Below are 16189 nucleotides of genomic sequence, written 5' to 3' on the forward strand. Positions count from 1 at the left end.
GGTCCGGTCGGGGGCTGATCGGTGGTGCCAGTGTCGCATTTCTAACGGGCCAGCGGCGTCGCAGCTCTAACCAGCTTTGACATTGTAGTAGCGGTATTGGCGGTATAATTGTGTGCTCTGTGCTGCCGCAGACCTGATGTCACTCTACTCCCCGGTCCATTGACGCCACAGCGATTGAAGATCGTATCGAGTGTATCTGACTCTTAATAGCGCACCCTCGCCTCGAGGCGTAGTATGGACGTTCGCGGAACGGGGCAAGAGAACTTGCCCCGACGCCACTTATCTCTCGTCATTGATGGAATTGACGAATTCAGACAGATCTTGATTGAATTGGGTCGCTTCTTCCAGAAACGGTGCATGGCCGGAGTCCGGATAGATCTTGGACTGGACGCCTCGATTAAGCGCCTTGGCGCGCGCAATGCTCGGCTCTGGCTTTACCAGATTGTCCTTGCCGCCATATAGCAACAGTACCGGCACTTTGGCCTTTGGCAGTCCCTCAGCGACGGAAACCGTCATTGATGGCACGGTTTTTGTCATGACCCAGGATGCCATTGCGGCATTGGACAGGAGACGCTCGAACGTTGCTGAATCTGGCTGGATTTCAAAGCACAGAGCGAGGAATGTTCGCACGGTATCAAGGTGCGTCTTCAAATCCTCGGAAGCCAAGCCCTCATAGACCTCGGAATGAGGAGTAATTAGAGCCGCGCTGAGTTCGATGACGCCGTCAACATAGATGATGCCGCCAATTTTCGCGTCGCCGTAGGCAGCGAGGTAGTTCGATATCACCACGCCTCCCAGAGACCACCCGACGACCACAGGCTCTGTGGCGTCGCTGGCCTTCAGTACCGCTGCAAGATCATCAGCCCAGCGGCGTCCGTCTTTATAGAATTCCGCACTATCCGGCTTTTCAGACAGCCCGTGGCCACGCAGGTCGTAGGTGATTAGCCGATATTGCTGCAATGCCGGACTGCGTGTTTGCTCCTCCCAGTTGAGGCGGCTACCGAGGAGACCATGAATGAAGACGATCGGCCTGCCGTCAGGATTTCCGGCCTCCTGAACGGCGATGGCCACCCCATCGGAGGACTCGACGGTGTAGTTTTTGCCGTCTGCCTTTGCAGCAGAAGCGAAACCAACGATGAGAATGGAGACAGTCAATGTTCGTACCATTCCGATTAAGTACTTCAATGTCATCAGACAAAAATCCTTGCTGGTGTTGCCGGAGCCTATGATTAGGAGGATGGGCCGAGGCTCCGAAATTCGATTTTCAGCAGCCCGGACGATATTTCCTCGCTTATCTGTATTGATCACTAAAGGTTATCCGCTTGATTATTTGTGTCAAGTCGTCTTTAGTGATCACTATGGATAAGATTATGCGAAAGCGACGTAGTGGCCCACGGACCTTTGATAGAGACAAGGCCATTGAAACGGCCATGCATCTCTTCTGGCGCCACGGCTATGAAGGGGTGTCGCTGAGCGATCTGACGTCGGCGATTGGCATCGCACCACCCAGCCTCTATGCCGCATTTGGAAGCAAGGCAGGGCTTTATAGGGAGGCGCTGGACCGATATTTCGGTATGCCAGGTGCTCTTACCGATCTTGGTGAAGCGTCGGAATTGCCACAGGCCGTGGAGACCATGCTGCGCAAGGCTATTCAGGCCGTGACATCCGCTGAGGGAGAAAAAGGCTGCATGGTGTCCAGCGGAATGGTCCAGGTTTCCCCAGACCATTCAGAGCTTGCTTTGGAACTGACCAAACGACGCAACGATATGCGCGAAACGATCAAGCGTGCCATTTTGCGATGGCTTGATGAGGATCGCGCTGATGCCCTCGCCCGTTATCTCGCAACCGTGCTGCAAGGGCTTTCCGTTCAAGCCAAAGACGGCGCGACACGCGAGGAGCTAGAACTGGTCGTCACACAGGTTGTCGAGGGAATACGAGCGACGACATCGCTTCAGGGGCGTTGAAATTTGCCGTTTTCCACTCACCTGAAATCCCGCCAAATCCCTGCATTGATTATCCGCCGCAAATAGCGCTTGGGAATTGCGACCCACCCTTCTAAAAGCGATTCAAACACTGAGCTTGAGAAGAGAACCATGCCGCAGATTTACGTTGATGCCGACGCCTGCCCTGTGAAAGCGGAGATTTTGAAGGTTGCGGAACGGCACGGGCTGGAAGTGACTTTCGTTGCCAATTCTGGTTTGCGCCCTTCCCGCGACCCCCTGGTCAAGAACGTCATTGTTTCAAGCTCATTCGATGCGGCCGATGACTGGATTGCCGAACGTGCCGGCGAAGACGATATCGTTGTGACGGCAGATGTGCCTTTGGCTGGGCGTTGCGTCGCCAGTGGTGCGCAGGTGACCGGACCGACCGGCCGGATTTTCGACAAGACAAACATCGGCATGGCAACAGCGATGCGTGATCTCGGCGCGCATTTGCGCGAAACGGGTGAAAGCAAGGGTTATAACGCGGCATTTTCACCGCGCGACCGGTCACAATTTCTGGAGACACTTGACCGCCTTTGCCGTCGTGCCAAAAAAGGCAATGCCTAGGAACACGATCATGAAAACCACTCAGCCGCCGGTCCATAATTTCCAGCGTCACCGCTCATTCATCATTGCGATTTTGCTGAGTGCGCTCGTGCTGATCGGCGCGCTGATTATCAGACCATCTCTGGCGGTCGAAGGTGCTGTGATCGTCTTCTTCCTGACCTATCTCGTTGGCTTGCTGTTCCGGCTTCCACGTCTCACCGCAGCCCATTTGAAGGCGCATGCCGATAGCGATGATTTGCCAACATTCGTGATTATTGCGATCGCGTGTCTTGCCGTCGGAGTTGCGGTCGTATCGCTTTTCAGTGCGCTCAATCAAACGAGTGGCGAAACGATCTGGTCGCTGTCACTCGCAATTCTCTCAGTCGTTTTCGGCTGGCTGACCATCCATACAATGACCGCGATGCATTACGCCCATGTGTTCTGGCGTCCGGCAAAGGTTGGTGGCAAGCAGCAAATGCGCGGCGGGATGGAGTTTCCTGAGACGAAAGAACCCGGAATTTACGAATTTCTCTATTTCTCAATCGTCATTGGCATGACAGCGCAAACATCGGATGTGACGATCACGACGACATCCATGCGAAAGCTTGTGCTTGTGCACTCCATCGTGTCGTTCTTCTTCAACACCGTGCTGGTGGCAGCGGCTGTCAATGCCGCAGTTTCGCTGGCCGGCTGATCGCTCCAGTCAACACAGGAATCCCAATGAAAATCATTTCTCAGAATACCGCATTCGGCGGCATGCAGGGCGTCTTTTCCCATGACTCAGACGTCAATCAATGCGAGATGACCTTTGCCGTCTATGTTCCGCCAAAAGCCATTCACGAGCCCTGCCCCGTTGTCTGGTATCTTTCCGGATTGACCTGCACCCATGCCAACGTGATGGACAAGGGTGAATATCGACGCATGGCGTCAGAGCTTGGCCTGATTATTGTATGCCCGGACACGAGCCCACGCGGCAACGACGTCGCAGATGAGCTGACCAACTGGCAGATGGGCAAGGGCGCGGGCTTTTATCTGGATGCGACCGAGGCGCCGTGGGCGGCACATTATCAGATGTACAGCTATGTAACGCAGGAGCTCCCTGCCCTTATTGCTGAACAATTCCGAGTCGACATGAACCGCCAAGGCATTTTCGGGCATTCGATGGGCGGACATGGCGCCATGACCATAGCGCTAAAAAACCCGGAGCGTTTCAAAAGCTGCTCGGCTTTCGCCCCCATTGTGGCACCTTCATCGGCTGACTGGTCAGCGCCCGCATTTGAAAAATATCTCGGAAAAGACCAGGCTGCGTGGCGCCAATACGATGCGTGCGCATTGGTGGAAGACGGCGCACGATTCCCGGGGTTCCTGATCGATCAAGGCAAAGCGGACAACTTCCTGGAGACAGGTCTTCGGCCATGGCTTTTTGAAGAGGTAATCGAAGGCACGGATATCGATCTGACGCTGCGCATGCATGAACGCTACGACCACTCCTACTATTTCATCTCAACATTCATGGATGATCATTTGAAGTGGCACGCCGAGCGGCTCGGCTGATCACGCTAGCGGCCTGGGAACAGGGCTGTGGTGACCGATGAGGGATTATCGAGGCGGAACTCGGTAATCACCCTCTCGGCAATTCCACTGGCAAGTTCACGCTGGATTGTTGATCTGTCGAGGCCGAGAATGGTCGCGGTGAATGTGGTCTCCGCGACCACTTCGCCCGTCTGCACGGCGGCGGCGCGTACCAGAACGCGTGCCGACGCCCTCTCCCCAAACATCAACGATGTGTTGGTGACCTTTAAAAGCCGGATCGTCAGCACCACGCGTGGCCGGGTTTTATCCCGCGTTGTTGCTTGTATGGCGCTTGAAATCTCGTAGTGGATTGTCTGCATCAAATCGGCGGAGACTTCGGGTCTCGCCGCAACAAAAGCGCCCCGTACATCATAAAGCAAGCGATCGGCGTCTCTCGTCTCGGTCTCAAGTCTGAAAGACATGAGTGCGAGCGATGCCAGAACAAGTATGCAAAGACGCTTTAGCGAGTGATGCATGATAGACGCCTCCCCCAACGTCAGGCTCGGCATCCATCATCATCATTTACGGTTAGAAAACCGTTAAAGCGTAACCGGTGCTCTGCCCCCACATTGCGCGCCGTCGCCTGATTTGTGATCAACGCTCCATGGATGAAGAACGGGAGTTTCTCACAACCTGCAAGATCCGATGTAAGGTTCACCGACATTGGCCTGATGTGGTCAAGGCACGGATAGTTTCGGAGAGCTTGAGGCCCGGCACGACAGTCAATGAAGTTGCGCAGCGCTATGGATTACGAGCCAACAGACTTTCCACCTGGCGGACGATGGCATGGCAGGGCAAGCCGATCCTGCCAGCACAGGAAGGATGCGGTAGAGGTCGCGGCAATGGTTGTCGAGCCGCCGTCGCCTGAGCCACTTAAGGTCAAGGCCGCTCCGGGCTCGCTTATCTGACCGCCACACTCACCGCCATCGTCAACGGCGACAAGCAGAGTTGCATCGATGATGCTTTTACCGTGGAATTGGAACAAAGCAGGCAGAGTTTAGCGGCCTTTTTGATTCGAAGGGCCGAACCTATCTGCTCTCCGCATCTCAATGACGGGGTCATGAGGCCGAACAGTTATGGTGCGCTCGCTCCGGTAAGTCCTGCCGAGATCAGAAACAATTTCAATTTCGCAGGCGACCTTGGCTGGAGCAACGATGGAAACCTTGATGGTTGCATTCGCGAGCCACACCTGCGGCATCGAATTTGCTTCCATCATTCGCAGAACAGCGCCTCGATAATGCTTTTCTGACGCAGCGATGACGCGACTTTCAGGACCCTCAGTCACGTCCATGAGCTTGAGCTGAAGTTGGCCTTCGCCCCGACGTTCGAGTAGCACAACGTACTGGCCCAAGGACCAGTAACCATCGTGATCGTTGTGCCGGCTAACAAACGTTCCGAGGATGTCGTGGCAAATCCCATTAAACTGGTTTCTTCTGGCCATCTGACATATGACTCTTTTGCCGAGAAAAGAGGGTATAGGAATATTTCCGATAGCAATGGCCCTGGCTCAAGACAATGTGGGGCTGAAACATCGGCTACGTTAAAGCGTCACTTGAGATCGGAACGTGCCGCCCGCAAGACGTCCACGGCGGCGCGCATGTCCACAAGGCGCTTGGCAGTGCGGATCTGGGCATCTTCGTCTTCGCCCCATTGCTCCGCCGTCCAGTTTTCATCCAGATGCGCCAGCGACCAGATATCATCCAGATCGCGCACTTCTTCGGCCAGGGCGACAGCAAGAATGGCCGAGCCGGTCAGCGACGTCATGGTGTGGAGCGCGGCCAGTTCGATTGGCGTATCGTATTTTCTCAGGGTCACGGCAAAGGCAGCGATTGCCTCGCGGGGCTGTTCCTGATGGATGACGCCTTCGACCAGAATGAAACGTGCGCCCAGCGTATTGGCCGCCCAGTCGAGAATGGGATCCCATTGATCGGATTGGCGCTCGACCAATTCCTGCGGCTCGCCTGCCCGATAGCAGAGAAGATCGCTAGAGGAAAAACGCAGGATATCCTCGAACACGGCCTGAGGATCGCTGGCGATACCGTCAATGGCGGTGTTGACGTGGCGCGAAACGGGCATGATCGTTGGATCGACAACCTCGGTCTGAGCATCCCATTCGTCTCGCAGCAACTGCGCCAGGGCACGGGTTGGCACCGAAAGCGGGCTTTTGGCAGGCGTACGCATGGTCTTGCCGTCCAGAAGAACGGTGAAAGCACCCTCCTCTGTTTCACCCACGTTCACATTCTTATAGAAGCGCTTTGGCAGCGGCTTCTGCATCTGGATTTGGGAACGGCGAATGGGGTCGGGATGGCTCAGGCCTTCCGTGAGATCATTCAACAGATCACGCATGATACGTCCTTCTCAGCCCGGAATGTGACCGGGAATTTCACTGGCATGCTCGACGATTGCATCGGCGCCCGCTTTCCATAAATCAGCCACCGAGGCATAACCCCAAGCGACACCTACAGCCTTCGCACCTGCCGCCTTGGCCATCTGCATATCGTAAATCGCATCGCCAATAACAATGGTATCCGCCGGAACGATGCCGGTCTGGCTGCAGCATTCCGTAACCATGGCCGGGTGCGGCTTGGATGGGCAATCATCGGCAGTTCGCGACACGATGAAATGTGGACGGAAACCGTGGGTATCCATAATGAGGTCAAGACCGCGCCGGGATTTGCCGGTTACCGCCCCCATCAACAGTTCGTCGCGCTTTGCCAGCGTTTCGATCATGGCGGTGATACCGTCAAACAGCGGCTCCTGAAAACCAGCTTCTGCGCGGGTTTCGCCGTAGATAGATTTATAGTGCGCCGTCATCGCTATCGCTTCATCATCCACATGCGGCTTTCCCTGCATGCGGGCAATGGCGATATCGAGCGTCAGGCCGATGATCGATTTGGTCAGCGACATCTCCGGCCGGTCATGGCCGAAATGAACGAAGGTGCGGGCCATGACCTCATGGATCAGGCCAGCGCTGTCCACCAGCGTTCCGTCGCAATCGAAAAGGACAAGTTTCATTCGTCGTCTCTGTCGCCATCGGCAACGTCAAGACCCAGCAGGTTCCAGGTCTGCACCATGTGCGGAGGTAGAGGTGCCGTTACGCGCAGGCGACCGCCTGATGGATGTGGAATGTCGATACGGCGCGCATGCAGATGCAACCGCTTCTGAACACCACCGGGGAAATCCCAGTTGGTATCTTCGATGAAGTATTTAGGGTCGCCGATAATCGGGTGGCCCATGTGCAGCGCGTGAACACGCAGCTGGTGGGTGCGGCCCGTGTAAGGCTCCATCTCCAGCCATGCAAGGTTTTGCGCAGCTGTATCGATAACGCGGTAATAGGAAACGGCGTGGTCGGCACCCTCTTCACCATGCTTGGCAATGCGCATGCGGTCGCCATCCGGCGTCTGCTCCTTGACCAGCCACGTCGATAGCTTGTCCTGATGCTTGCGCGGCACGCCCTTGACCAAAGACCAATAGGTCTTCTTGGTGTCGCGTTCACGGAAGGCGGCGGTAAGTTTCTGGGCGGCACCTCTGGTGCGAGCAACGACTAGAACGCCCGATGTATCGCGGTCGATGCGGTGGACGAGGCGCGGTTTTTCGCCCTTGGAGCTCGTCCATGCTTCCAGCAGTCCATCCATATGGCGATTGATGCCAGAGCCGCCCTGCACGGCAATGCCAGCGGGCTTGTTGAAGACAAAGACCTTGTCATCTTCATGCAGCAGCATGCGCTTCAAAAGATCGACATCGTCGGAGTTCTTCAGGTCGGTCGAGCTGATCGGCCCGCCCTTGACCTTTGCATCGACATCCAGCGGCGGCACGCGCACCATCTGGCCAGCTTCGACGCGCGCATCCGTCTTTACACGACCGCCATCCACGCGAACCTGTCCGGAGCGCATCAGCTTTTGAAGCGGCCCGAAGCCGAGGCCGGGATAATGGATCTTGAACCAGCGATCGAGCCGCATGCCGGACTCTTCGGCTTCAACCTTGATGTGCTCGATACCTGCCATGGTAATTCCAGTCTTTCTTTTCTCAACTCCGCATCGTCTCTGTGCGGTATTTTCCGTTGCCTTTAGAACAAAGCGCGGCCTAAGGCCAGCCCGGCGAAGACTGCTGCGAAAGAAACGACAAGACTACCGCCAAGATAAAGGGCCGAAAGCCCTAAATCGCCGCGCTCAAACAGCGCCACGGCATCCAGCGTGAAGGACGACCAGGTTGTGAAGCCGCCCAGAATGCCCGTTACCAGAAACAGGCGCATTTCTGCGGAGGCATCAAAACGGCGCGCAATCGTTTCGACCATCAGCCCGATGAGGAAAGCGCCGACGACGTTGACTGTCAACGTACCCCAGGGAAAGTTCGGTCCCGCCAGTCTCACGCTCCAGACGGAAACGAGATACCGCGCCACCGAGCCGAGCGCGCCACCCAGCGCCACAAGGAAGATATTCAGCATGGGGTCACTCCATTCGATATGCTTTTTGTCTACGACAAAGTGAGGACAAGTGAAATTCCTGAGTGCACGTATCCATTGGTAAAAATTGCATTTTTGAGACCGTTAAAAATTCGATAAAATTGAACGGTTGGATTTAATCGAGAAGAAATTCGCTTGAGATATCTTGGTTCAATTCTGGATCAAGAAGGTGATCGCATGGCGCAGGTTTTAACAGTTTCAGCGACCACCGCAGGCTATGTGGCGGACAGCTTGAAGTCCACGCAGCGTGCCTCCAGAAAAGCAGAGATCGAGCAGGCTGGCCGCGAGCTTGCGCGCAGAACCGGCCAAGTCGAAGACAGTCTTGTCAGCGCCATGTCTGCGGTCGTCAAGGAACCCGCGCTCTCACTTGAATTCCTGACCGCCGGACGACACCAGAACCCTCAGGCCACTCTGGAAGAGGTGATCGAGGCCTACGAAGAAAACAAGACGGCGTCGGACTGATCTGCGCAGATTGTCGCCCGGCGTTCAGTCTGGTGTCAGCATAGCGGTGAAAGTGCTTCTTATAACAAGGAGCCACCGGATGAAAATGCCTTCCAGATACACACTCGCCGCAGCCGTTCTGTTCATGGCAGCACCAGCTTTCGCGGCGAATACCATCAAAGTGACTGAAAGCGGTGAAGGCGGGCAGCCGATGACGCTCGTGCTCGATCAATCAACCGTCAAAGCGGGCAGCACCACATTCAACGTCCACAATGATGCCGTGTCTGAAGAACATGAGATGGTTCTTATCAAACTAAAGACGCCCGATGAGACGATCCCGGTTGATCCTGCAAAAGACCGTATCGACGAAAAGAAGCTGAAAAGCCTGGGCGAAGTGGCGGATTTGAAACCCGGCAAACACGGAACGCTGAAAGCGAACCTCACGCCCGGCAGCTACCTTCTGTTCTGCAATATCAAGGGCCACTACTCGGCTGGAATGCAGGCCAGATTGACGGTCACGAAATAGGCAACCGCCTTCCATTCGAAAACCGCCGGGACGATAACCGCCCCGGCGATCCTGTTTCCATTAGTTGTGATTGTGGGAATGGCCTTCACCGTTGGCCGCTCCGACCTGAATCATGATGTCGACTTTGCCAGCCTTTTCAAATGTCAGCGTCGCCGGCACCATGTCGCCCTCCGCAAATGGCTTCTTCACATTGAAAAACATGAAATGCAGGCCGCCTGGGCTCAGCTCCACGGTCTTGCCCGCGGGAACGGCGATGCCGTCACCCAGCTTGCGCATCTTCATCACGTTATCGACCATTGCCATCTCGTGAATTTCAGAGCGGCCAGCAAGTGGAGATTCCACCGCAACCAGCCGATCATCAGATGACCCGTCATTCTTGATGGTGACGAAGCCACCGCCGACAGGCTGGCCCGGCAGCATTGCCTTCGCCGCAGCACCGGAGAGCTCCAGATTGCCAACCTTCATGACATCAGAAGCATGGTGGCTGGCAGCGCCATGGTCATGACCACCGGCGTGCCCGCTGTCCTTCTTTGCCGAGACCTTAATTGTTGGTGCCGGGTGGTCCAGCGAATGTGGGTCCTGACCGGCTTTGGCAATCTCGTCCCATTTCGCAGTGGCAGTCGCTCCGCAAAGCTGCGTCACCTTGAAAGGCAGGTCCACATTGGCATCGATGCCGGAAACTTTTCCGCGCACGTTGAAGGTGTCATAAAAAGCGTCCGGCAGATTGCCACCCTTCCAGCGAATTTCAACAGGGCCGCTTTTCATCTCCGTGCCATGATTATCATAAGCCTTCTGATAGTCGCCTGAGATGATCTCCAATTCCCATCCAGCCTTGGGCTGCGGCTTGGCCGCGATAAATCCCTCTGGCAAAACCATGCGGACTTCAGTCGTAGCAAGCCCGCCTTCGCAGCCATGCGGAACCTGAAGCGCTGCGACAATTGTGCTTTCCTGCTCAGCCACGGGATTGACGAAGCTGGCATGCGCGAATGCGTGAACGCTGGAGGCCGACGCCATCAAGGTAGCCAAAGCTGCGATTTTAACAATATTCATTTCATATTCCTCTCGACTGCGGCCCTAGGCATCAGCAGTCGTCTCTGCCGCTCGATCGCGGCTGCCATAATGATTTCGTTCAAATAGGATTTAAAGAAATGCCGGGGGCGCACGGGCTTTGGGACGTTGCCTGTGCACATCATGCGCCACGGCCTGATACGGAACCGGCGCATTTTCGAGCGACGCAATGTCCGCCCTCGCCCAGGATGTCGTATCCGGCGTCGGCAGCAGGATGGAAGCGGCCAGAAGGCATGCTTCGCAAAGAGGCCAACTCATGCCGGGGTGGTCAGCCTTGCCCTTCGCGTGCGACTCAACATCGCTATGTGCAGCGCAGATTTCTGCAAAACTGCCATCCGGCAAGCGGTAGGCTTCGTCGAGTGCCATAACCGGAGCTGCAATCGCTACCACCGGCTTGTGCGCAAAACCGAGCGACAGCATGACGACGGCGCAAAGCATGCGCAAAAGTCTTTCAGCCGTGGTTGCTCGCTTGTTCATTGCACTCCCCATGCCACGAAGCGATATCCCGGTTTTTGCGGTAAATCAAAGTCCAATTTGAAGCAGGTGGAACTCCGGGCTTGATACAAGGGTTTTTCGTTTTGTCTGGAAACATCCGAGGAGACCGTGCCATGCCCGCAAAATCCAAAGCTCAGCAGAAGGCTGCTGGCGCCGCACTTGCTTCAAAACGCGGCGAAATACCAGATTCCCGTTTACAAGGCGCTTCAAAAAACATGGCTAAGTCCATGACTGAAAAAGAACTTGAAGAACTCGCAACCACCGAGCGCAAGTCCCTGCCTGAGAAGAAAGAGAAGTAGTTTCGGCTGAAGCAAGATGGCGAGCGCCATCAAAAGACGTTCCGGCGCAATGGCGCAGGCTGAACAAAAAACTGTTTGACTGCGTCATTTGGTCCTTGCCAATAAACCGGCTTAGCGGATAATGAGCTTCTATCCCGCTGGGAGACACCGCATTCGTGCGGGGCCGAAGGAGCAACCGCCCCGGAAACTCTCAGGCAAAAGGACCAGCGGAACAGGACGGAACTCTGGAGAGAAGCCACCTGCAAAGGACGGCTCGCCGAAGGGATAACAATCTCAGGCGACAAGGACAGAGGGGGCTCTTGAACCCGGCGCTTTAAAGAGTGCCATGACATGAGCCCGCGCGACATCGCGTAACCCTGGAGGCGTCCTTGGCCGAAACAGCCGAGTTACAAGTCACCCCGCTTCATTCCCTTCACCTGTCGCTTGGCGCACGCATGGTGCCATTTGCCGGTTACGAAATGCCGGTGCAGTACGCTGCCGGCGTCATGAAAGAGCATCTGCACACCCGCGCCGCTGCTGGCCTGTTTGATGTGTCCCACATGGGCCAGGTCCTTATAAAGGCCAAGTCCGGCAAGGTGGAAGATGCAGCGCTTGCTCTGGAAACGCTGGTTCCCGTTGACATTCTCGGTCTGAAGGAAGGCCGCCAGCGTTACGGCTTCTTTACCGATGAGAATGGCGGCATTCTGGATGATCTCATGATCACCAACCGTGGCGACCATCTTTTCGTGGTGGTCAATGCTGCTTGTAAAGATGCGGATCTGGCGCATATGCAGGCGTACTTGTCCGGCGCCTGCGATATCATCCTGCTTAACGACCGCGCTCTGATCGCCCTTCAGGGACCGCGCGCCGAAGCGGTTCTGGCCGAGCTCTGGGCTGGCGTGTCCGGCATGAAGTTCATGGATGTGCGCGAGGTCCCGCTGCTGGACGTGCAGTGCATCGTGTCACGGTCGGGCTATTCCGGCGAAGACGGGTTTGAAATCTCGATCCCGGCCGACAAAGCGGAGGCAATTGCCAAGGCGCTGCTGGAACATCCAGATTGCGAGCCTATTGGTCTTGGTGCGCGTGACAGCCTGCGCCTTGAAGCTGGCCTGTGCCTCTACGGCAATGACATAGACACCACGACCTCTCCAATCGAAGCATCGCTCGAATGGGCAATCCAGAAAGCGCGCCGCACAGGCGGAGATCGCCAAGGCGGTTTTCCCGGTGAGAAACGCATTCTGGGTGAATTGACCAATGGCACTGGGCGCCGCCGCGTTGGCCTCAAGCCAGAAGGCAAGGCGCCTGTGCGCGGCCATGCAAAGCTGTTTGCAGATGCAGATGGCAGCCAGGAAATAGGGGAAGTCACCTCTGGCGGGTTTGGCCCGACAGTCGAGAGCCCCGTTGCCATGGGTTATGTGCCCAAAGAGTTCGCAACGCCCGGCACGGCGATTTTTGCAGAAGTTCGCGGCAAGTACCTGCCCCTCACCGTTGCCGCCCTGCCCTTTATTACTCCCACTTACAAACGCTAATTTCCGGAGAAACCAATGCTGAAATTTACTCAAGAGCACGAGTGGCTGAAGATCGAAGGCGATGTCGCCACTGTTGGCATCACCACCCACGCTGCAGAACAGCTGGGCGATCTGGTGTTTGTTGAACTGCCGGAAGTGGGCGCAACCTTTGCAAAGGATGGCGATGCCGCAACCGTTGAAAGCGTGAAAGCAGCATCCGACGTCTATTGTCCGCTGGATGGTGAGATCACTGAGATCAATCAGGCCATCGTTGATGACCCGTCGCTCGTCAACTCCGACCCACAGGGCGCTGGCTGGTTCTTCAAACTCAAGCTTTCCAACACGTCTGACGTTGATGCGTTGCTGGATGAAGCTGCCTATAAGGAGCTTATTGCCTGATGACGACCCCAACAGAATTCCATTTTACCGACTACCAGCCCTATGACTTTGCCAATCGGCGTCATATCGGCCCGTCGCCGTCGGAAATGGCGGATATGCTCAAGGTCATCGGCTATAACAGCCTAGATGCCCTTATCGACGCAACAGTGCCTTCATCCATCCGCCAGGAGGCTCCACTCGCCTGGGGGCCTGCTCTGACGGAGCGTGAAGCACTGGACCGCCTTCGCGAAACCGCGAACAAGAACAAGGTTCTGACCTCGCTGATTGGTCAGGGCTACTACGGCACCATCACGCCGCCGGTCATCCAGCGCAATATTCTGGAAAATCCGGCCTGGTACACAGCCTATACGCCTTACCAGCCCGAAATTTCGCAAGGCCGCCTTGAAGCCTTGCTGAATTTCCAGACGATGATTTCCGATTTGACCGGGCTTGATGTCGCAAATGCCTCGCTTCTGGATGAAGCCACTGCTGCAGCCGAAGCCATGGCCATGTGCCAGCGCGTTGCGAAGTCAAAAGCAACGTCCTTCTTCGTGGATGCCAACTGCCACCCGCAGACCATTGCACTGATCGAAACCCGCGCCGCCCCGCTCGGCTGGAACGTCATCGTTGGCAATCCCTTCACGGATCTCGATCCGGTCGACGTCTTCGGCGCCATCTTCCAGTATCCCGGCACGCATGGTCATGTCAGCGATTTCTCCGGGCTGATTTCCCGCCTGCACCAGACGGGCGCCATTGCAACCGTTGCGGCCGACCTTCTGGCCCTGACATTGCTTAAATCTCCTGGAGAGATGGGTGCAGACATTGCAATCGGCACCTCGCAGCGCTTCGGCGTGCCTGTTGGTTACGGTGGTCCACACGCTGCCTATATGGCGGTGAAGGATACGCACAAGCGTTCCATGCCGGGTCGCCTCGTCGGCGTATCCGTCGACGCTCGTGGCAACCGCGCCTACCGCCTCTCGCTGCAGACCCGCGAACAACATATCCGCCGCGAGAAGGCGACGTCCAACATCTGCACCGCGCAGGTGCTGCTCGCCGTCATGGCGTCCATGTACGGCGTCTTCCATGGCCCACAGGGCCTGAAGGCGATTGCCCAGCAGACCCACCAGAAGGCCGTCCTTATGGCCAAGGGTCTGGAAAAGCTTGGCTACACCATTGAGCCTGAAACCTTCTTCGACACCATCACTGTCGATGTCGGCCACTTGCAGGCCCTTATCCTGCGGGCAGCGGTTGCCGAAGGCGTCAACCTGCGCAAGGTCGGCTCGACAAAGATCGGCATGAGCCTGGATGAGCGCACGCGCCCTGCCACGCTGGAAGCCGTCTGGCGTGCATTCGGTGGCAACTTCTCCATCTCGGATTTCGAGCCGGATTATCGCCTTCCGAAAGATCTGCTGCGTACCAGCCAGTACATGACGCATCCGATCTTCCACATGAACCGCGCCGAAAGCGAGATGACCCGCTATATCCGCCGCCTTTCGGACCGCGATCTGGCGCTCGACCGTTCGATGATACCGCTCGGCTCCTGCACCATGAAGCTGAACGCGACAGCCGAAATGCTGCCGATCACATGGCCGGAATTTTCGGATATCCACCCCTTCGTGCCAGCCGATCAGGCTCTTGGCTACAGAGAGATGATCGATGATCTCTCCACCAAGCTTTGCCAGGTGACGGGTTATGATGCGTTCTCCATGCAGCCCAATTCCGGCGCGCAGGGCGAATATGCGGGCCTTCTGACCATCCGCAACTACCACCTCGCAAACGGCGATGCCCACCGCGATGTGTGCCTCATTCCAACCTCTGCCCATGGCACCAACCCTGCCTCCGCGCAGATGGTCGGCATGCGTGTCGTACCGGTCAAGGTGCGTGAAAACGGCGACATCGATATTGATGATTTCCGTGCAAAAGCAGAGCAGTATGCGGATAACCTCTCGTGCTGCATGATCACGTACCCATCGACCCACGGCGTGTTTGAAGAGACCGTTCGCGAGATCTGCGATATCACCCACACGCATGGTGGCCAGGTCTATCTGGATGGCGCCAACATGAACGCCATGGTCGGCCTTTCCCGCCCGGGCGATATTGGCTCAGACGTATCGCACCTCAACCTGCACAAGACCTTCTGCATTCCACATGGTGGCGGCGGTCCTGGCATGGGTCCAATTGGCGTCAAAGCACATCTGGCACCTCACCTGCCCGGCCATCCCGCAAGCGATGGACGCTCAGGTGCCGTTTCGGCTGCTCCGTTCGGTTCACCTTCCATCCTACCGATTTCCTGGAGCTACTGCCTCATGATGGGTGGTGAAGGTTTGACGCAGGCAACGAAGGTCGCGATCCTCAATGCAAACTATATCGCGGCACGGCTGAAGGGCGCTTACGACGTGCTCTACAAGTCAGAAGCCGGTCGCGTTGCGCATGAGTGCATCATCGACACCCGTCCGCTCGCCGATAGCTGCGGTGTGACTGTTGACGATGTTGCCAAGCGTCTCATCGATTGCGGCTTCCACGCACCGACCATGAGCTGGCCGGTTGCTGGCACGCTGATGATCGAGCCGACCGAGTCCGAACCCAAGGCTGAACTCGACCGTTTCTGCGACGCGATGCTGGCCATCCGTCAGGAAGCCCGGGATATCGAGGAAGGTCGCTCGGACAAGACCAACAACCCGCTCAAGAACGCACCTCATACGGTGGAAGATCTCGTTGGAAACTGGGATCGCCCATATTCCCGCGAGCAGGCCTGCTACCCGCCGGGCGCGTTCCGTGTGGACAAATACTGGTCGCCGGTCAATCGCGTCGATAACGTCTATGGCGACCGAAACCTCGTCTGCACATGCCCGCCCATGAGCGAATACGCCGAGGCGGCTGAGTAAGGCTCAAACGATAAAAGGCTCGGATCGCTCCGGGCCTTTTCTTTGTTA

General features: G+C 56.5%; 20 protein-coding genes and 1 riboswitch. Of the genes, 11 read left to right on the forward strand and 9 right to left on the reverse strand.

Going from position 1 to position 16189, the window contains the following annotated elements; genetic code table 11:
* Window positions 1-279: 279 nt before the first annotated feature.
* Window positions 280-1191, reverse strand: coding sequence for an alpha/beta fold hydrolase (locus tag IFT53_RS18040; RefSeq protein WP_192066676.1), 912 nt, complete (start codon window positions 1189-1191; stop codon window positions 280-282).
* A gap of 167 nt (window positions 1192-1358) precedes the next feature.
* On the opposite strand from IFT53_RS18040, the gene IFT53_RS18045 reads away from it, so the two are divergent.
* From IFT53_RS18045 to fghA, 4 genes are all read left to right on the forward strand, one after another.
* The gene (locus IFT53_RS18045) at window positions 1359-1964 is read left to right on the forward strand and encodes a TetR/AcrR family transcriptional regulator (RefSeq protein ID WP_192066678.1); all 606 of its coding nucleotides are present in this window, start codon (window positions 1359-1361) and stop codon (window positions 1962-1964) included.
* Window positions 1965-2093: 129 nt separating this feature from the next.
* The gene (locus IFT53_RS18050; RefSeq protein ID WP_192066679.1) at window positions 2094-2549 is read left to right on the forward strand and encodes a YaiI/YqxD family protein; all 456 of its coding nucleotides are present in this window, start codon (window positions 2094-2096) and stop codon (window positions 2547-2549) included.
* Window positions 2550-2559: 10 nt separating this feature from the next.
* A complete protein-coding gene (locus IFT53_RS18055; RefSeq protein WP_192066681.1) occupies window positions 2560-3222 on the forward strand; it encodes a DUF1345 domain-containing protein in 663 nt (220 codons plus the stop codon).
* Window positions 3223-3248: 26 nt separating this feature from the next.
* Window positions 3249-4082, forward strand: coding sequence for an S-formylglutathione hydrolase (fghA, locus tag IFT53_RS18060; RefSeq protein ID WP_192066682.1), 834 nt, complete (start codon window positions 3249-3251; stop codon window positions 4080-4082).
* Between the two features lie 5 nt (window positions 4083-4087).
* Here fghA and IFT53_RS18065 read toward each other — a convergent pair whose 3' ends face one another.
* Window positions 4088-4576: a hypothetical protein gene (locus IFT53_RS18065; RefSeq protein ID WP_192066684.1), complete on the reverse strand. Its 489-nt coding sequence runs from the start codon at window positions 4574-4576 to the stop codon at window positions 4088-4090.
* A 128-nt stretch (window positions 4577-4704) separates the two neighbouring features.
* On the opposite strand from IFT53_RS18065, the gene IFT53_RS18070 reads away from it, so the two are divergent.
* Window positions 4705-4968, forward strand: coding sequence for a transposase (locus IFT53_RS18070; protein ID WP_192066686.1), 264 nt, complete (start codon window positions 4705-4707; stop codon window positions 4966-4968).
* A 129-nt stretch (window positions 4969-5097) separates the two neighbouring features.
* On the opposite strand, the gene IFT53_RS18075 is transcribed toward IFT53_RS18070, so the two are convergent.
* The 5 genes from IFT53_RS18075 to crcB all read right to left on the reverse strand — a co-directional run bounded on the left by IFT53_RS18075 (window position 5098) and on the right by crcB (window position 8544).
* Window positions 5098-5541: a hypothetical protein gene (locus tag IFT53_RS18075; RefSeq protein ID WP_192066687.1), complete on the reverse strand. Its 444-nt coding sequence runs from the start codon at window positions 5539-5541 to the stop codon at window positions 5098-5100.
* A 107-nt stretch (window positions 5542-5648) separates the two neighbouring features.
* Window positions 5649-6446 (reverse strand): ATP12 family chaperone protein, encoded by a 798-nt coding sequence (locus tag IFT53_RS18080; RefSeq protein ID WP_192066689.1) that lies wholly within the window; start codon window positions 6444-6446, stop codon window positions 5649-5651.
* A 12-nt stretch (window positions 6447-6458) separates the two neighbouring features.
* A complete protein-coding gene (locus IFT53_RS18085) occupies window positions 6459-7115 on the reverse strand; it encodes an HAD-IA family hydrolase (RefSeq protein ID WP_192066691.1) in 657 nt (218 codons plus the stop codon).
* Window positions 7112-8104, reverse strand: coding sequence for an RluA family pseudouridine synthase (locus tag IFT53_RS18090; RefSeq protein ID WP_042619456.1), 993 nt, complete (start codon window positions 8102-8104; stop codon window positions 7112-7114). The genes IFT53_RS18085 and IFT53_RS18090 overlap by 4 nt, the downstream gene beginning before the upstream one ends.
* Before the next feature lie 62 nt (window positions 8105-8166).
* Window positions 8167-8544: a fluoride efflux transporter CrcB gene (gene crcB, locus IFT53_RS18095; protein ID WP_042619455.1), complete on the reverse strand. Its 378-nt coding sequence runs from the start codon at window positions 8542-8544 to the stop codon at window positions 8167-8169.
* A gap of 195 nt (window positions 8545-8739) precedes the next feature.
* On the opposite strand from crcB, the gene IFT53_RS18100 reads away from it, so the two are divergent.
* Window positions 8740-9024, forward strand: coding sequence for a hypothetical protein (locus tag IFT53_RS18100; RefSeq protein WP_042619747.1), 285 nt, complete (start codon window positions 8740-8742; stop codon window positions 9022-9024).
* 79 nt (window positions 9025-9103) lie between these two features.
* Window positions 9104-9529 (forward strand): plastocyanin/azurin family copper-binding protein, encoded by a 426-nt coding sequence (locus IFT53_RS18105; RefSeq protein WP_192066693.1) that lies wholly within the window; start codon window positions 9104-9106, stop codon window positions 9527-9529.
* A gap of 60 nt (window positions 9530-9589) precedes the next feature.
* Here the strand turns inward: IFT53_RS18105 and IFT53_RS18110 are convergent, their stop codons facing one another.
* Together IFT53_RS18110 and IFT53_RS18115 are read right to left on the reverse strand one after the other, a co-directional pair.
* Window positions 9590-10579 carry a copper chaperone PCu(A)C gene (locus IFT53_RS18110; protein WP_192066694.1) on the reverse strand — a complete coding sequence of 330 codons (990 nt, stop codon included), beginning with the start codon at window positions 10577-10579 and terminating at the stop codon, window positions 9590-9592.
* 90 nt (window positions 10580-10669) lie between these two features.
* Window positions 10670-11074: a DUF2946 family protein gene (locus IFT53_RS18115; RefSeq protein WP_244656382.1), complete on the reverse strand. Its 405-nt coding sequence runs from the start codon at window positions 11072-11074 to the stop codon at window positions 10670-10672.
* Between the two features lie 131 nt (window positions 11075-11205).
* Between IFT53_RS18115 and IFT53_RS18120 the strand changes: the two genes are divergently transcribed.
* From IFT53_RS18120 to gcvP, 4 genes are all read left to right on the forward strand, one after another.
* Window positions 11206-11391, forward strand: a complete 186-nt coding sequence (locus tag IFT53_RS18120; RefSeq protein WP_192066698.1) for a DUF3008 family protein — start codon at window positions 11206-11208, stop codon at window positions 11389-11391.
* A 128-nt stretch (window positions 11392-11519) separates the two neighbouring features.
* Window positions 11520-11607, forward strand: a riboswitch (glycine riboswitch).
* 152 nt (window positions 11608-11759) lie between these two features.
* Entirely contained in the window at window positions 11760-12899 is a 1140-nt protein-coding gene (gcvT, locus tag IFT53_RS18125; protein ID WP_192066699.1) for a glycine cleavage system aminomethyltransferase GcvT, read from the forward strand.
* A gap of 15 nt (window positions 12900-12914) precedes the next feature.
* Window positions 12915-13277 (forward strand): glycine cleavage system protein GcvH, encoded by a 363-nt coding sequence (gene gcvH, locus IFT53_RS18130; RefSeq protein ID WP_192066701.1) that lies wholly within the window; start codon window positions 12915-12917, stop codon window positions 13275-13277.
* Window positions 13277-16141: an aminomethyl-transferring glycine dehydrogenase gene (gene gcvP, locus IFT53_RS18135; protein ID WP_192066702.1), complete on the forward strand. Its 2865-nt coding sequence runs from the start codon at window positions 13277-13279 to the stop codon at window positions 16139-16141. The genes gcvH and gcvP overlap by 1 nt, the downstream gene beginning before the upstream one ends.
* The last annotated feature ends 48 nt before the right edge of the window (window positions 16142-16189 follow it).

The organism is Rhizobium sp. CFBP 13644 (genome assembly GCF_014842165.1).
Lineage (GTDB): Bacteria > Pseudomonadota > Alphaproteobacteria > Rhizobiales > Rhizobiaceae > Agrobacterium > Agrobacterium tumefaciens_C.

Bases quoted from the DNA above. Each gene is read 5' to 3' on its own strand.
- IFT53_RS18085 (WP_192066691.1), bottom strand. From the start codon at position 7,115: ATGAAACTTGTCCTTTTCGATTGCGACGGAACGCTGGTGGACAGCGCT.
- IFT53_RS18065 (WP_192066684.1), bottom strand. From the start codon at position 4,576: ATGCATCACTCGCTAAAGCGTCTTTGCATACTTGTTCTGGCATCGCTC.
- IFT53_RS18090 (WP_042619456.1), bottom strand. From the start codon at position 8,104: ATGGCAGGTATCGAGCACATCAAGGTTGAAGCCGAAGAGTCCGGCATG.
- fghA (WP_192066682.1), top strand. From the start codon at position 3,249: ATGAAAATCATTTCTCAGAATACCGCATTCGGCGGCATGCAGGGCGTC.
- IFT53_RS18100 (WP_042619747.1), top strand. From the start codon at position 8,740: ATGGCGCAGGTTTTAACAGTTTCAGCGACCACCGCAGGCTATGTGGCG.
- IFT53_RS18070 (WP_192066686.1), top strand. From the start codon at position 4,705: ATGGATGAAGAACGGGAGTTTCTCACAACCTGCAAGATCCGATGTAAG.
- gcvH (WP_192066701.1), top strand. From the start codon at position 12,915: ATGCTGAAATTTACTCAAGAGCACGAGTGGCTGAAGATCGAAGGCGAT.
- crcB (WP_042619455.1), bottom strand. From the start codon at position 8,544: ATGCTGAATATCTTCCTTGTGGCGCTGGGTGGCGCGCTCGGCTCGGTG.
- IFT53_RS18040 (WP_192066676.1), bottom strand. From the start codon at position 1,191: ATGACATTGAAGTACTTAATCGGAATGGTACGAACATTGACTGTCTCC.
- IFT53_RS18120 (WP_192066698.1), top strand. From the start codon at position 11,206: ATGCCCGCAAAATCCAAAGCTCAGCAGAAGGCTGCTGGCGCCGCACTT.
- IFT53_RS18050 (WP_192066679.1), top strand. From the start codon at position 2,094: ATGCCGCAGATTTACGTTGATGCCGACGCCTGCCCTGTGAAAGCGGAG.
- IFT53_RS18105 (WP_192066693.1), top strand. From the start codon at position 9,104: ATGAAAATGCCTTCCAGATACACACTCGCCGCAGCCGTTCTGTTCATG.
- IFT53_RS18045 (WP_192066678.1), top strand. From the start codon at position 1,359: ATGGATAAGATTATGCGAAAGCGACGTAGTGGCCCACGGACCTTTGAT.
- IFT53_RS18075 (WP_192066687.1), bottom strand. From the start codon at position 5,541: ATGGCCAGAAGAAACCAGTTTAATGGGATTTGCCACGACATCCTCGGA.
- IFT53_RS18110 (WP_192066694.1), bottom strand. From the start codon at position 10,579: ATGAATATTGTTAAAATCGCAGCTTTGGCTACCTTGATGGCGTCGGCC.
- gcvP (WP_192066702.1), top strand. From the start codon at position 13,277: ATGACGACCCCAACAGAATTCCATTTTACCGACTACCAGCCCTATGAC.
- IFT53_RS18055 (WP_192066681.1), top strand. From the start codon at position 2,560: ATGAAAACCACTCAGCCGCCGGTCCATAATTTCCAGCGTCACCGCTCA.
- IFT53_RS18115 (WP_244656382.1), bottom strand. From the start codon at position 11,074: ATGAACAAGCGAGCAACCACGGCTGAAAGACTTTTGCGCATGCTTTGC.
- IFT53_RS18080 (WP_192066689.1), bottom strand. From the start codon at position 6,446: ATGCGTGATCTGTTGAATGATCTCACGGAAGGCCTGAGCCATCCCGAC.